This window comes from Pseudomonas sp. S09G 359 (assembly GCF_002843605.1).
Classification (GTDB): domain Bacteria; phylum Pseudomonadota; class Gammaproteobacteria; order Pseudomonadales; family Pseudomonadaceae; genus Aquipseudomonas.
On sequence record NZ_CP025263.1, the window covers coordinates 2,531,807 to 2,545,571 of the forward strand.

Annotated in this window: 18 protein-coding genes; 9 read left to right on the plus strand and 9 right to left on the minus strand. The window is 61.4% G+C overall.

Annotated elements, in window-relative coordinates:
• Positions 1–19: 19 nt before the first annotated feature.
• Positions 20–979 carry a diiron oxygenase gene (locus tag CXQ82_RS11565; protein WP_101268964.1) on the minus strand — a complete coding sequence of 320 codons (960 nt, stop codon included), beginning with the start codon at positions 977–979 and terminating at the stop codon, positions 20–22.
• An 80-nt stretch (positions 980–1,059) separates the two neighbouring features.
• On the minus strand, positions 1,060–1,848 hold the full coding sequence (locus tag CXQ82_RS11570) for a crotonase/enoyl-CoA hydratase family protein (protein ID WP_101268966.1): 789 nt from the start codon (positions 1,846–1,848) through the stop codon (positions 1,060–1,062).
• 107 nt (positions 1,849–1,955) lie between these two features.
• Between CXQ82_RS11570 and CXQ82_RS11575 the strand changes: the two genes are divergently transcribed.
• The 3 genes from CXQ82_RS11575 (at position 1,956) to CXQ82_RS11585 (ending at position 5,771) form a co-directional block, all read left to right on the plus strand.
• On the plus strand, positions 1,956–2,753 hold the full coding sequence (locus CXQ82_RS11575) for a helix-turn-helix domain-containing protein (RefSeq protein WP_101268968.1): 798 nt from the start codon (positions 1,956–1,958) through the stop codon (positions 2,751–2,753).
• Between the two features lie 103 nt (positions 2,754–2,856).
• The gene (locus tag CXQ82_RS11580) at positions 2,857–4,410 is read left to right on the plus strand and encodes a DUF726 domain-containing protein (protein ID WP_101268970.1); all 1,554 of its coding nucleotides are present in this window, start codon (positions 2,857–2,859) and stop codon (positions 4,408–4,410) included.
• A gap of 41 nt (positions 4,411–4,451) precedes the next feature.
• Positions 4,452–5,771 (plus strand): Nramp family divalent metal transporter, encoded by a 1,320-nt coding sequence (locus CXQ82_RS11585; protein WP_101268972.1) that lies wholly within the window; start codon positions 4,452–4,454, stop codon positions 5,769–5,771.
• Between the two features lie 16 nt (positions 5,772–5,787).
• On the opposite strand, the gene CXQ82_RS11590 is transcribed toward CXQ82_RS11585, so the two are convergent.
• The 3 genes from CXQ82_RS11590 to CXQ82_RS11600 form a co-directional block, all read right to left on the minus strand.
• Positions 5,788–6,165: a type II toxin-antitoxin system VapC family toxin gene (locus CXQ82_RS11590; RefSeq protein WP_101268974.1), complete on the minus strand. Its 378-nt coding sequence runs from the start codon at positions 6,163–6,165 to the stop codon at positions 5,788–5,790.
• Positions 6,162–6,521 (minus strand): type II toxin-antitoxin system Phd/YefM family antitoxin, encoded by a 360-nt coding sequence (locus tag CXQ82_RS11595; protein ID WP_256581893.1) that lies wholly within the window; start codon positions 6,519–6,521, stop codon positions 6,162–6,164. Before CXQ82_RS11595 ends, CXQ82_RS11590 begins: the two co-directional genes overlap by 4 nt.
• Before the next feature lie 124 nt (positions 6,522–6,645).
• A complete protein-coding gene (locus CXQ82_RS11600; protein WP_101268978.1) occupies positions 6,646–7,578 on the minus strand; it encodes a LysR family transcriptional regulator in 933 nt (310 codons plus the stop codon).
• A 116-nt stretch (positions 7,579–7,694) separates the two neighbouring features.
• Between CXQ82_RS11600 and CXQ82_RS11605 the strand changes: the two genes are divergently transcribed.
• From CXQ82_RS11605 to CXQ82_RS11615, 3 genes are all read left to right on the plus strand, one after another.
• Positions 7,695–8,183, plus strand: coding sequence for a DMT family transporter (locus CXQ82_RS11605; protein ID WP_101268980.1), 489 nt, complete (start codon positions 7,695–7,697; stop codon positions 8,181–8,183).
• A 4-nt stretch (positions 8,184–8,187) separates the two neighbouring features.
• Positions 8,188–8,640 (plus strand): DMT family transporter, encoded by a 453-nt coding sequence (locus CXQ82_RS11610; RefSeq protein WP_101268982.1) that lies wholly within the window; start codon positions 8,188–8,190, stop codon positions 8,638–8,640.
• 89 nt (positions 8,641–8,729) lie between these two features.
• Positions 8,730–8,900, plus strand: a complete 171-nt coding sequence (locus CXQ82_RS11615) for a metallothionein (RefSeq protein WP_101268984.1) — start codon at positions 8,730–8,732, stop codon at positions 8,898–8,900.
• 76 nt (positions 8,901–8,976) lie between these two features.
• On the opposite strand, the gene CXQ82_RS11620 is transcribed toward CXQ82_RS11615, so the two are convergent.
• Both CXQ82_RS11620 and CXQ82_RS11625 read right to left on the minus strand, forming a co-directional pair.
• Positions 8,977–9,249, minus strand: a complete 273-nt coding sequence (locus tag CXQ82_RS11620; RefSeq protein WP_101268986.1) for a hypothetical protein — start codon at positions 9,247–9,249, stop codon at positions 8,977–8,979.
• A gap of 16 nt (positions 9,250–9,265) precedes the next feature.
• Positions 9,266–9,508 carry a DUF6555 family protein gene (locus CXQ82_RS11625; RefSeq protein ID WP_101268988.1) on the minus strand — a complete coding sequence of 81 codons (243 nt, stop codon included), beginning with the start codon at positions 9,506–9,508 and terminating at the stop codon, positions 9,266–9,268.
• A 117-nt stretch (positions 9,509–9,625) separates the two neighbouring features.
• Between CXQ82_RS11625 and CXQ82_RS11630 the strand changes: the two genes are divergently transcribed.
• The 3 genes from CXQ82_RS11630 (at position 9,626) to CXQ82_RS11640 (ending at position 11,633) form a co-directional block, all read left to right on the plus strand.
• The gene (locus CXQ82_RS11630; protein WP_101268990.1) at positions 9,626–10,402 is read left to right on the plus strand and encodes a helix-turn-helix transcriptional regulator; all 777 of its coding nucleotides are present in this window, start codon (positions 9,626–9,628) and stop codon (positions 10,400–10,402) included.
• Between the two features lie 69 nt (positions 10,403–10,471).
• A complete protein-coding gene (locus tag CXQ82_RS11635; RefSeq protein WP_010564275.1) occupies positions 10,472–10,645 on the plus strand; it encodes a DUF1427 family protein in 174 nt (57 codons plus the stop codon).
• A 28-nt stretch (positions 10,646–10,673) separates the two neighbouring features.
• Positions 10,674–11,633 (plus strand): zinc-binding alcohol dehydrogenase family protein, encoded by a 960-nt coding sequence (locus CXQ82_RS11640; protein ID WP_101268992.1) that lies wholly within the window; start codon positions 10,674–10,676, stop codon positions 11,631–11,633.
• Positions 11,634–11,743: 110 nt separating this feature from the next.
• Here the strand turns inward: CXQ82_RS11640 and CXQ82_RS11645 are convergent, their stop codons facing one another.
• A complete protein-coding gene (locus CXQ82_RS11645) occupies positions 11,744–12,772 on the minus strand; it encodes a purine nucleoside permease (RefSeq protein WP_101268994.1) in 1,029 nt (342 codons plus the stop codon).
• Positions 12,773–12,786: 14 nt separating this feature from the next.
• Entirely contained in the window at positions 12,787–13,749 is a 963-nt protein-coding gene (locus tag CXQ82_RS11650) for a nucleoside-specific channel-forming protein Tsx (RefSeq protein ID WP_101268997.1), read from the minus strand.
• Positions 13,750–13,765 lie beyond the last annotated feature (16 nt).

The window sequence follows — 13,765 nt, forward strand, 5'->3', positions numbered from 1 at the left end:
GGTCAGCGGCACGCTGGGTTCAAACGGTGATCGCCGGCTCTGGCGTCACAGGCAGCTCAGGCAGCACCGAGGCGGGATGTATGCCAATTGAGCTGAGGATCTCGGGCATGGCCGAGTAATCCGCTTCGCCGGTCTCGATAAATTGAGTGGGCAACAGCAGCGAGCGGTCGCCGAACACTTCGAGCAGTTGCGGCAGGATGATTCGCCACGCGGAAATTTCGCGCATCGGGAACACGCGGATCGAGTTGGCGATGCCACGGGTAAACAAGGCGGTTTGCTCTGGGGTGAAGTCGCCGACCACCTGCTGCACGAACAACGGGAAGATGTGCTTGTGCACCAGCTCGTCTTTTTTGTGCAGGGCCACCACGTGACGAAACACCGGCTGGATCTCCGGTGCGTCGCTGAGGTCGGCCAGGTAGTCGCTGATGAACGTCTCCGACACCAGCGAGAAGGCCAGGCGGTAAATCTTGAAATCCGCCTCGGACAGGGTGGCCTGGGCCTGGCTCAGGTGGCGGGTCAGTTCCAGCTCCGGCCATTTGATGCGGATGCCACGCTGGGTGATCGCCAGTTCGCACATGTTGATCGAGAACAGCGTGTGGTAGGCCTCATCCGCCAGGGTTTCGGAAATCGTCGCGGCGCTGGCCGAACTCAGGCGCGAGCCCAGTTGCAGCAGGTCCAGGCACGACGGGCAGATGATTTCGGTTTCGATGGCGATGGTTTTCTGGTTGTAGATCACCCAGCCGGCCGACAGGATCAGCAACTTCAGGGCGTGGGGGTAATTCTGGTAATGCGGGTCATGGGCGAAGGGCAGCAGGGCTTCGAGAAAGTCCGGCGCCTGCAGGTCAAGCTGGATATCCGGGCGCTGGGAGTCGAGCTTGATCTGTGCGCGTTTGTGCCAGCTGCGTTCGATTTTGATCAGTCGTTCATCGGCTGCGTCATTGCTGCGATAAAGATCGTCTTGAGTGCTGTGCTGAAACATGGTTTCACCGGGTTGATAGTGAGTTGTGAAGGCCATCCATGGTTTGCCGAGGCACGCTCGGCAACGTTCACGACCGGGAGTTACACCGCCTCTGGCGCGGTTTGGATCTTGTCTTTCTTGCGATCCAGGAAGTCCGCCAGGCGATCCTGTGTGCGGACGTCGGAGGACACCACCGCAGCAATCAGGGCTTCTGTCATCAGGCCGTCCTGTTGGCTCTGATCCACAATGCGCGGCAATACGTGGGTGACCGCGTAATTGGTCATGGGCAGGTTGCCCGCGATCTTGTGGGCCAATTCGGTGGCCTTGAGCACTGCCTGGCCGACCGGCACCAGGTATTGGGCCACGCCACGCTCGTAGCTTTCTTTGGCGTAGAGCGTGCGGCCGGTGAGCATCATGTCGGTCATCAGGGCGATGCCGGCGATACGCGGGAAGCGCACCGAGGCGCCTACCCCCACATACAGGCCGCGCATGGCTTCGGGCAGCGAGAAGAAGGCGCTGTCATCGACCACGCGCAGGCTGCAGGCCGTGGCGATTTCCAGGCCGCCACCGATGGCCGCACCGGTAATGGCGGCTACCACGGGTACTTTGCCGAACTGGATCAGTTCGAACGTCTTGTGCCATTCGCGAAAGGCCTGCACGTTGTCGATCACCGATTGGTCGCGGATTTCCGACAGGTCCAACCCCGTACAAAAATGCTGGCTGGTGCTGTAGAGCACGGCGGCACCAATGCCTTCAGGCAGGTTGCTGAAGGTGTCGCGCAGTTCGTGCATGACTTCGAGCGACATGGCGTTGCGCTTCTGCGGGCGGTTGAGCCCTACCATCAATACAGCGCCGTCTACCCGTACGTCCAAGTAGTTTTTGACCGTCATTGTCCGAATATCCCTTCGAAATGAACCCAACTTGGGGAGCAACGATTCTAGGTGGGGAACTTTTGGCCTGCTTGCTATGTCAGGTCATAGTTTGACAAAATCGGGCCATGCCACCGACCTTCACCTTTTCGCCCTATGAACCCGACAGCCCTGAAGCGGTGGTGACGCTGCGCGAGTACGCCTCTGGTACGGTATTTCCACGCCACACGCACCGCCGTGGGCAGTTCGCCTATGCCTCCACCGGCGCGTTGAAGATGTTCACCGACCTGGGCAACTGGGTGGTGCCGCCGCAACGGGCGATCTGGGTGCCGGGCGGGGTGTCGCATGAGATGCACATGCGCGGCGATGTGGTGATGCTCAACACCTACCTGGACGACGATGCCGCCCAGCGCGCAGGGTTGCAGAACCATTGCCAGGTGTTTGGCGTATCGCCGCTGCTGCGCCACCTGCTGGAGGCAGCGCTGGCGATCGGGCCATCCGCTTCGCCCAGCGTGCGCGACCGTTGCGTGCTGACCTTGCTGATTGACGAAATCGGCAACATGCCCGAGTTGCCCCTCAGTGCGCCATTGCCCTCCGAGTCGCGCCTGGCCCGTTCTTGCCAGCGCTTTCTGGAAGCGCCCACGCAGAAAATCTCCATCGGCGAAATGGCCGACTGGTCGAGCATGAGCCGGCGAACCTTTACGCGAAATTTTCGTGAGTGCACCGGCATGACGTTTGTGTCTTGGCGCCAGCAGGTTTGCCTGCTGGAGGCAACGGCGCGGCTGAGCCACGGTTCATCCATCACCGATGTGGCGCTCGAGTTGGGTTTCAGCAGTTCCAGTGCGTTTACTTCGGTGTTCCGCCGTAACCTGGGGGATTCGCCGGCGCGGTACCTGGCCAAGTCCAAGGCCGCATCGATGTTCTGAAAGGAGGAGGGCGCCAACCGGGTGCCTTTCCCCCCAACGGTACCGCGTTGAGCCTCACCCTTTGTTAATATCGCCCTCCCTTGTCACCAGGAGTCACCGCCCCATGCAGCACCAGTGGGATGAAATGCACCGCACCCGCAAGCCCACGTTCGTGTTGTGTGGCGAGCCCCAGGGGGATGTGCTCAATCTCTATGTTCACGGTTATTCGGCGTTCTTCAACCGCCAACAACTGGGCAGCTTCAAGGCGCAGTTGGCCGGTATCGAAGGCTCGACCAACCTGATGCTGTTCTGGCCGGCGGGGCATTTCCTGGAAAACCTGTTCGCGCCTTTCAAGGATGTCATCGGCGCGATGCTCGGCGGCGGCAGCCTGGGTGCGGCGACGGTGGGGGTGGGCAAGGCGATTGCGTATTTCCTCGATCACTATAAAAGCGTCGAGGCCCGGGTGGACGAAGTGGCCAGAGGCTTGCTGCCGGAGCTCGCCGCGTACCTGCACGGCGAGTCACTGCAGGTACGCCGTATCAACCTGATCGGGCATTCACTGGGCGCGCGGATTCTGGTCAAGAGCCTGCTGGCCAGCCCGGAAACCGCCCGTGAGCTGCCGCTGGACAACCTGCTGTTGATGGGCGGCGCGATCTGTACCTCAAGCCCCTGGGACGAAGTTTCGGCGCCGCTCAAGGGGCGGGTCATCAATTGCCACTCCAGCAAGGACTGGGCGCTGGCCATGAAGCCCGACACCGAGCGCTGCATCGGCCGTTATGCGATCCCGGTGACGCCGGCGCTCAAGGCCAAGGTCACCAATGTGCACCTGGCGACCTTCGATCACGCCGCCTATTGGCCACAATTGCAAACCGTGGTGCAGTACACCGACCTGTTGCACGAGCGGCGTGGCCTGATCCGCTCCGACCAGCGCAGCCGTGAGGTGCGTTTCGCCGAGGAAGACGCGGAGCTGTTCCCGGCGCTGGTGCAGGCACGGCCGGAGGAGTTGAAGTTCCTCGCCGAGTTGATGGCGCAAAAGCGCAGTGCGTCGATCGATGCCACGGTGCGTGAGCCGCTCAAGCTGACGATCGAGTTGCAGCGCATGGGCGGCGATACCTTTATGAACCTGGCCCGGGGCCATGGTGTGGGCTATCGCCAGATCGCCGAAGCTGTGGCGCAGCGCCTGGGCATCAAATTCGACGAGCCCCTGGCCAGCGTGGCGCTGGCGGACCTTGAAGCCCAGGTCGCGGAAACACTCATCGAGCAGTACAAGGACAAACTCAGCAATGCCGACCGGCAGGTATTCGAGGCTGAGCTCAAGGCCGCCGCGCAAAAAGAACAGGGGTTGTTCAATCGCATTGACGTCGGCCGCTCGGCCACCACGGCCTTGAGTGGTACGGCATTGGCCGGGCTGACCGGGTTTATCCTGCGCCGAGGCGCCGCCACGGCAATCCCCGTGGTAGGCCAGGCGTTGGCCGCCGCGATGCTGCTGGTGAGTGGGGTGCGCGCGTTTTCCGGCCCGGCGTACTCGATCACCACCCTGGCGGTGCTGGTGGTCGGCGTGATTCGCCAGCGCATGGAGCGTGAAGCGCTGAACCAGGAGATGGACTTGGTGGTGCAGGTAGTGGAAGCGTTTGACCTGCCGCGGGACACGGTGATGCGCACGGTTGCGTCCGACTGATAAGCTGCGCGCTTGTCTTAAGTGTTTGCCTGGGATACCGCGTGAAATTCAGCCTGCCGAAAATTGCTACCGCCCCGTTCTGCCCGCCGGAAGTGGCCGGCTCCGTCGCCGTTGATCCCAAGGCTTCATTCTTCAAGCGCATGCTGATGTTTGCCGGGCCGGGGCTGCTGATCTCCATCGGCTACATGGACCCGGGCAACTGGGCCACGGCCATCGAGGCCGGGTCGCGCTATGGCTACAGCCTGTTGTTCGTGGTGTTACTGGCCAGCCTGGCGGGGATGGCCGTGCAGTGCCTGTGCTCGCGGCTGGGCATCGCCACCGGCAAGGACCTGGCGCAACTGTGCCGCGAACGCTATAGCCGGCGCTCCGCACGAACCCAGTGGGTATTGGCGGAAATCTCCATCATCGCCACCGACCTTGCGGAGGTGCTCGGCTGCGCCCTGGCGTTTCACTTGCTGCTCGGGGTGTCGTTGACCACCGGTATTGTCATCACCGCCTTTGATACGTTATTGATCCTGGCCCTGCAAAACCGGGGCTTCCGCCGCCTGGAGGCGATCATGCTGGCGCTGGTGGCGACCATCGGCGTGTGTTTCGTCATCGAGCTGGTGCTGATCAAACCCTACTGGCCGGACGTGCTCAGCGGTTTTACGCCGTCACTGGCGGCCATCAGTGATGCCGCGCCGCTGTACCTGGCCATCGGCATTCTTGGCGCCACGGTGATGCCCCATAACCTGTACCTGCACAGTTCGATCGTGCAAACCCGGCTGATCGGCAAAGACCTCGCCAGCAAACAGGACGCGGTCAAGCTGGCGCGTATCGACACCATCGGTTCCCTGGCCCTGGCGCTGCTGGTCAACGCCGCGATCCTGGTACTCGCCGCTGCGGCGTTCCACAAGACCGGCCACACCGAGGTGGTGGAAATCCAGGACGCCTACCACCTGCTTGACCCGTTGGTGGGCGGCGCGTTTGCCAGCATCCTGTTCGGCGTTGCGTTGCTGGCGTCCGGGCAAAGCTCTACGTTTACCGGCACCATCGCCGGGCAAGTGATCATGGAGGGCTACCTCAACCTGCGCATCCCTTGCTGGCAACGCCGCCTGATTACCCGTGGGCTGGCGCTGATCCCGGCGTTTCTCGGCGTGTGGCTGATGGGCGACGATGCCATTGGCAAGTTGCTGATCCTCAGCCAGGTGGTGCTCAGCCTGCAATTGCCGTTTGCGCTGTACCCGCTGATCCGCATGACCGGCGATAAGCAACTGATGGGCCCGTTCGTCAATCGGCTGCCCACGAGGGTGTTGGCGTGGTTTCTGTTTGCAGTGATCAGCGGGGCGAATGCGTGGTTGATTGGGCAGTGGGTGTTTTGATCGAGGTCGGGCGGTACTAAACGAGGATCGCCAAGGATGTGTACTGGGCGACCTGTGGATCAGCGGTCAATAACTTCATCGGTTCGCTCATGGCTGTCGCAACAATGAGCCTGTCGAAAGGATCTTTGTGATGGTGCTCAAGGTCCTTTACCGCTATAGCATGTTCTGAGGTGATGGGCAGTTCGACAAATCCGCTATCCAGGCAGCATTCACGGATTTCCTCCAGGTCGACCGTAAGTTTTCCCAGGCCGACCTTGATTGCCATCTCCCAAAATGTGGCAGCGCTGATGTAAATTTCCGCTGCACTCTCAATCAGCTTTTTGGCTTTATTGGATAACTTGGGGTCATCAGTCAGTACCCATAGCAGGATATGGGTATCCAACAGCACTCTCATGAAGAACTGCCTTCGAAGGCAGCCAATATATCGTCAGGTAAGGCGGCGTCAAAGTCTTCAGGGATGACGAGCTTCCCTTTCATTGCGCCAATTCGTCGACCTTTGGATTTGCCCACGGGTACAAGCTGCGCCATCGCACGTCCATGCTTGGCGATGGTGATGATTTTGCCGCTGGCGGCTTCATCGACCAGTTTGGACAAGTTATTTTTCGCTTCACCCAAAGGTACGGTAATCATGTGGCGTTCCCCATATTTTGGCCAAATATAGCCAAAATTAAGAGAGCTATCAAAGTTCGTCCGACAGTTGGCTGAAGCAGTTCGTCCAGCGGGGGATTTTTTGTAGTAGATGACTTCCATGGCATATCTCCAAAAAGAGTTAGCCGGAGTTTGCGCCAGACGTCCTTGTCTAGAAATACTGGCCCGCAAAATCAGAGCAAACCTACTTTTCCAGGTAGGAAATTTTCTCTATAGCTCTGGCCACTCATCGATCCCAATACGGTACCACCCCAAAACACTCCACAAAATAATCAATCACCGTGCGCACCTTCAACGACAGGCGCCGGCTGCCGGGCCATAGCGCGGCAATCTGCTGCGGTTCCAGGGTGGTCGCCACTTCGTAGTCGGTCAGTACCGCCTGCAAGGTGCCGGCGCGCAGGCCTTCGCCGATCAGCCAGGACGGAAACACCACCAGCCCCAGGCCCTGTTCGGCGGCGTGGGTGAGGGTGTCGGCGTGGTTGCCGGTGATCGGACCGTTGACGCTGTAGGGCTTCCAGTCGCCGTGGCCCTTGCGGAAGAACCAGCGTTGCTGGCCGGTGATGCCCTTATAGGCCAGGCACTGGTGGTTGCTCAGTTCGTCCGGGTGTTGAGGCGTGCCGTGCCGGGCCAGGTAGGCCGGGCTGGCGGCCACGCGAAAGCGTTGGGGGGCAAAGATGCGCGCCTGCATGCTGGAGTCGTTGAGCACGCCGATGCGGAACATCAAGTCGGTACCGTCCTGCAACGGGTCTACATAAGTGTCGGTCTGCTGGATATCCAATTGCAGCTTCGGATAGCGCCGGCACAACTCGCCCAGCCACGGTGACAGGTGACGCTGGCCAAATACCATCGGTGCGTTGATCCGCACCAGGCCGCTGGGTTCGCTTTGCTGTTCCTGCAGTGCCTGGCCGGCGGCTTCCAGTTGCTCGAGCATCAAGCGCGCATGCCGCCCGAGCAGGCGGCCCGCCTCGGTGGGGCTGACCGCGCGGGTGTGGCGATAGAGCAACTGCTGGCCGAGGGCCTGCTCCATCAGCTGGATCTGCCGGGAGATCGAAGACGGCGCCAGGCCTTCGCGGCGCGCCACTTCGGAAAAACTGCCGTGGTCCAGTACCGCGACGAACAGGCGTAGTGCCTTGAAACCCAGTTCATTCAAACCCTGCATCGTGGCTCCGTGCTGTGCGTAATGCGCAAAGGTGTTATCCGTATGCTCCCATTTATCGCACAGGACAGCCACCGGATAATGCGCGCCATGTTCCTTTCCTAACGCGCAGGTGATGTATGCAGGCCAGTTCCATCGAGGGTGTAGCGCAGGCTACGCCGAAAAAAAACCTACTACGGTTGTTGTTGCTGCCGCTGGTGATTCTGGCCGGCATGGGCCTGTCGGTGGAAGCCGGTTTGCTCGGGCCTCTAGGGGCGCAGGTCGGGCATTTGTGGGCGACGCTGAGCATTTTTGGCGTCGGCACGGCGATCCTGTTTTTGCTGCTGCTGTTCAGCGGCCCGCAAAAGGGCCCGGCATTGACCGACCTGCCACGCTGGCAGTTGATCGGTGGCTTCCTGGGGCCAATGTATGTGGTGGTGCTGACCCTGGCCACGCCGCATATCGGTATTGCGATGACCATGATCGCGATTCTGTCGGGCCAGGTGGGCAAGAGCGTGCTGATCGACCATTTCGGCTGGTTCGGCACGGCGCGCAAACGCGTGAATGGCGAGCGCTGGATTGCCCTGGCGTTGATTGTGGCGGCACTTGTTCTAATTGCACGAGGTTAAGGCGATGAATCTGATTCTGTTATTGGTGGTGGTGGTTGCCGCAGGCGCGGTCCTGAGTGTGCAAGCGGCAATCAACGGTCGCCTGGGCCAGACGGTGGGCGTGTTGCGCAGCAGCTTGGTGACCTTTGCGGTCGGCGCCCTGGTCACCGCGCTGCTTATTTTCTTCTTTGAACCGGCCCAGGCCGTGAGCTTGCTGGAGGTGCCGAAGTGGCAGCTGACCGGCGCCCTGTTTGGCGTGGTATACATGATGGTGATGGTCGGCGCGGTACCGGTCGTCGGCACTGCGGTGGCCACCGTTGCGGTGATCACGGGCCAATTGGGCATGGGCATGCTGATCGACAACTTCGGCTGGCTGGGCAACCCGGCCATAGAACTGTCGAGTGGTCGGATCGTGGCAATGGCCTGTCTGGCCCTGGCGCTGGTGTTCATGTACCGCAGCAATACGCGCACCGACTGATGGGGTGAACCATCGACGATGGGCGACAGTCACTGCTTAAGGTGCTGGCGCCCGCCGCACCGGGACGACCATGAAGAAGGAGTCTGACCATGCCAGATAAAACCTGTGCCTGCCCACATTGCAAATGTGTGCTGGGTGTTGATGCGGTGATGAAGGACGGTAAAGGTTATTGCTGTCAGGGCTGTGCGGAGCACCACGCGCACGGTGAGCCCTGCGCGGCGGCCACGGGCTGTGAGTGCGCCAAGTCGGCTCATGGTTAAACGCGGTTGACAGTGTGGGAGGGCGCAAGTCGAATCGTCGCACCGCCCCTCCCACATTTCATCTGTTTGGCTTGGGTTATTGGGTTTCCAATTCCAGCCGCAGACTGTGATCGGACATGCGCTGTCGATCTTTGACTACACCGCTTGTGCGTCGCCCCTCCAGCGCAAACACCACGGTTTGCGCGTGATGCAAATCATCCGGCAGTGGCTGGAACACCTTCAGCACCAGCCAACCAGGCTTATGCTGCAAGCTCACGTGGCACTCCGCGTGCTTGGCCAGTGGCCCGAACAGGGTGTCCTGGGTGTAGTCAATGCGCGCCTTGCCATTGACTTGCGCTGGTAAATTCACCGGTATCGCTCCTTGATCAAGCTTGGGCGCGCGCATCCGAGCGACGCCATTGCACGTTGGTAATGCCGTACCTTTCGGCCTGTTCCTGGCTGGTCTTCTTCACCTGTTCACGGGCGAAACGGCCGATACGGCCCACGCCGGCGTCGCAGCTTGCCCAATGCCAGGCTTCAGCAGCGTCGAGCTTCTCCAGGCGGATGATGAACGACTTGGGTTCGCCCTGTAGGGTGTAGTCGATCACGAACAGTTTTGCGTTATTCATTGGCCCATCGATCCTGGTGGTCTAAAGCTAGTGATCCCCCTGGGCGGCAAAAATTCACTCGGATTGTCGGACGGTCGTCATTACCATGGTGGCTCACCCTTGCCTGATGTGCACCCCATGGCCCTGGCTGCGCCCCCTGACCTCAGTGATCACGCCGTCCCCGTACAACCGCTCGCGCGTACCTACCCGCGTGGCTTGTATGTGGAGCCCCACAGCCATGACTGGGGCCAGTTGCTCTATGCGATGAGCGGTGTGATGTGGGTCGAAACACCCCGCGAAGCCCTGGTGGTGCCACCCCAGCGAGCGGTGTGGCTGCCGCCGGGGGTGGAGCATGGAATTCGCGTGGTGTCGGATTTGCAGATGCGCAATATCTACCTGCGCCCGGCGCTGGCGGCGACGCTGGACAGCCAGGTGCAAGTCATTGAGGTCGGTGGGTTGCTGCGCGAGCTGATCGTGACGCTGGTGGAGCAGGGCGACAGCGGCGACGCGGCGTACTACGACGCTGTGGTCGGCCTGGCATTGCTGGAACTGCAACGAGCGCGCCGCTCGCAGATCCGCATCGGCATGCCGGTGGCGGCCGACCGGCGCCTGATCAACGCGTGCCAGGCGGTGATGGCCGCGCCGTCGCTGGAGATCCCGTTCGAGCAGCATGCCGAAGCGGCGGGTGCCAGCGTGCGCACCTTGGCGCGGTTGTTCCAGAACCATCTGGGCATGGGCTTCGCCGAATGGCGCCGGCAGGTGCAACTGGCCACGGCGGTGGCAGAGTTGATCCAAGGCGAACCGATCAGCGCCATTGCGCGCTCCCTGGGCTACTCGCCGAGCAGTTTCAGCGACATGTTCCGTCGCGAACTGGGGATGGCGCCGTCGCAGTATGTGGGTTGGCCGAAATCCTGAAGCACTTGGCCGATGCTTCAGGGTCGGGCTTCCTACACTGAGCGCATCAATCAATCAGGCGCCCACCCCATGAATTATCTGATCTCCCTGGCCATCGGCCTGTTTGTCGGCGTGATCTATGGCGCCCTGGATTTCCGCTCGCCCGCGCCGCCGGCTATCGCCCTGGTGGGCCTGATGGGCATGTTGCTGGGCGAGAAGCTGTGGCCCATGGGGCGGCAGCTGGTCAGTGGTTGGTTGTCGTGATCTTCTTTCCCTTCGATGGATACTGCCCATGAAAGCCCTGCAATTTTCCGCCACCGGCGACCTCAATGCCCTGCGTTTCGTCGACGTCGCCACCCCAGTGCCGGCGGCCAATGAGGTGCTGGTACAGATCAAGGCCGCAGGCCTCAACCCCAGCGACGTAAAAAACCTGCTCGGCCGCTTCCCCTATACCACCTTGCCGCGCATTCCCGGCCGGGACTTTGCCGGGGTGGTGGTGCAGGGCCCGCAGGCGCTGGTGGGCCAGGAAGTCTGGGGCACCGGGCGCGACCTGGGGTTTTTCGCCGACGGCTCCCACGCGCAGTACCTCACCGTGTCGGCCAAGGGCGTGGCGCATAAACCCAGCCACCTGAGTTTCGCCCAAGCCGCCAGCCTCGGCGTGCCGTACACCACCGCCTGGGACGCGCTGGAGCGCAGCGGTGTGGGCAAAGGCACGCGGTTGCTGGTGATTGGCGCCAATGGCGCCGTAGGCAGCGCGACGTTGGCCTTGGCGAAAATTCGCGGCGCTGAGGTGCTGGCGGCGGTACGCCGGGCGGATCAGGTCGAGGTGCTGCAGGCGCAGGGTTTCGACGCGATTGCCCTGGCCGCGCCGGAAGAACTCGGCGCGCAGGTGAATGCAGTATTCAAGGGCGGTGCCGATGTGATCTTCGATACCACCGGGTTCTGGCTCCCCGCGGCCGTGGCCGGCCTGGCGCCGTTCGGTCGTATCGCGATCATTGCCGCACCGGTGGACGGCCACGTGCAATTGCCGGCCCTGGCCCTGTACCGCAAGGGCGGCTCGGTGGTGGGGATCAATTCGTTGCTTTACAACTGCGAGCAGTGCGCGGTCATGCTGGAGCAGTTCGGCCGCTTCTTTGATGAAGGCTTGCTGCCGCTGCCCACCGGCCTGCGCGCAGTGGCGCTGGCCGATGGCGTGCAGTGCTTTGAAGAAGTGAATCAGGGCAGTGCGGACAAGATCATTTTCCTGCCCTGACACATCTCTAATGTAGGAGGGGGCTTGCTCCCGATGGCGGTGGATCAGTTACAGATGGGCTGACTGATATACCGCATCGGGAACACGCCCCCTCCCACATTTGATCTTCACTAGGCTTCTGGAACGCCTTTTTCCCAGGCCGACCAGTTCTTGAGAATCGCCTGTACCAGCGGGTTCCCCGTGCGGTACAGGTTCTCCAGCGCCGGTACAAAACCGCCCTGGTCGGCGTATTTGAGCAGGTTGTCGACTTCGCTGTAGCCGGGGTACGGCCGGTCGAAATCGGAACCGGCGCGCACCACGGCCAGGCGCTGGATGTCCACCAGGCCTTCACGGCTGGCGCGCAGCAGCGCCTCGTAGGTGGAGTTGTCTTCCTGCTGGGTGGTGCAATATTCGCCTTTGTTGTCCGTGAGCAGCTTGGTCCAGACTTCGGCGCGCTCGCTCAGGCGCGTGCCGGAGAACCAGGTATTGCCCGCCAGGGTGTCGCAGCGGGTGACTTGCGGCGGCTGGTTGGCCGGTGCGGCCGGGTAGTGTTTGCGCCAGGCGCTGGACTCCTTGCTTTCCGTCAGCTCGACTGTCTGCGACAAGGCAAACGCCTTGGCTTGCAGCTTGGGGTTCAGCTCGAACACTTCGGTCTTGTAGTCCAGCGGCGGTTTCTCGTTGGGCCCCTTGGTGTTGATGCCGATATAGCCGGTCGGCCAATCCTTGGGCGCGTCGCGCGAATCCAGCTCCCACTGGGTGCCGAATTCCACCAGGTAATGGGCCCAGGCGGCAGTACCGATGGTGCCGTGCTTGGGGCTGATACCGGCAATCCCGGCGATCAGGAAGTAGCTTTGGCGCAGGTCGAACTTGGGCGACAACGCCAGGGCCAGGGTGGACGCGGCGGCATTGGTCTGGCCCATGCCGGTGACCAGCAGGCACACATCCTGGGTGTTGCAACGGATCACCGGGTAGTCGGCGGACAGGCCCGGCACGCGCACTTCCTGCTTGAGCTCCAGGCGGTCGATCCAGGTTTGCGCCTCGGGGGCGAACATGGTGATCAGCATCACCTTGGGCTTGATCGGCGCTGGAGTATCCGCCAGCACTACGTGGGGCAGCAGGGCCAGGCCCACGGCCAGTGAGACACGGGTAAACGTTTTCATCTCATACTCCTTGATCAGAATTGGTAGCCCACGCCGGCGTAGTAACCCCAGCCGTCGGAACGGGCGCGGAAGTTGCCCTCGCCGAAGTTCAACTCACTGCCATCCTCCCAGTTGCCGCCGTTATGAAAGTAACGGCCGACCAGGGTGAAGCGCAGGTGGGTAAACGAGTACAGCAGCACGTTGGTGGCCACCGTGGAGTTGGCGGTGCGTGCCGGGTTGTCCTTGTGCAGGCTTGAGCCGAAATCGTGGTTGGTGAAGCCGATATAGGTCAGCGAGGCGCCATTGTCGAAGCTGCTGATGGGCACGATGTACTTCATTTGCGCGCGGTAGCCGTCCCATGAGTATTCATTGCTGGCGCCGTAGTTTTCCCACTGGTAGCGCCCGTAGAAGTTGGCCGACAGGTTGACCCGCGAGTGGGTGTCGATATCGGTGCCGAAGCCGCTGTACAGGGTGTTGGCGCGGTTGGCCTGGTTGCTGCCGTGGTCGTAGATCCAGTCAAACGCCACATACCATTCCTTGAAGGGGCCGATGGCCAGGCTGCGACCGGCCAGGTAGTCGATGGAAATACGCGGCTCATGCTCCATGAACAGCGGCGAACCATGGTCCCACACGCCTTTGTCATTACTGTTGCCGATGCCGAGGATCTTGGGCACGTCGATGTAGCCGTACAGTTCGAACGGACCCTTGCGGCCGAAGTATTCGTACTCCAGGTACACGTCATCGGCGGGTTTGGGGCCGAAGCTGATGTCTTTGCTGCCGATCAACGTCAGGTCCTGGTTGAACCAGTCTGACAGGTACACGCCTTTTTTCCCGGGGTTGGCTTCAGGGGGCTTGGTTTCAGGGCTAAGCGTTTCGCCCTGAGCTGAGTCATCGGCAGGCTTTTGCTGCGCCAAAATGGGTGCACTGAGTACTCCCGTAACGGCGGCCAGTAGCAAGGAAACACCAAAGCAAATGCGAGGCCTTGAGGTGGAGTGCATTGAAAATCCCTATTCG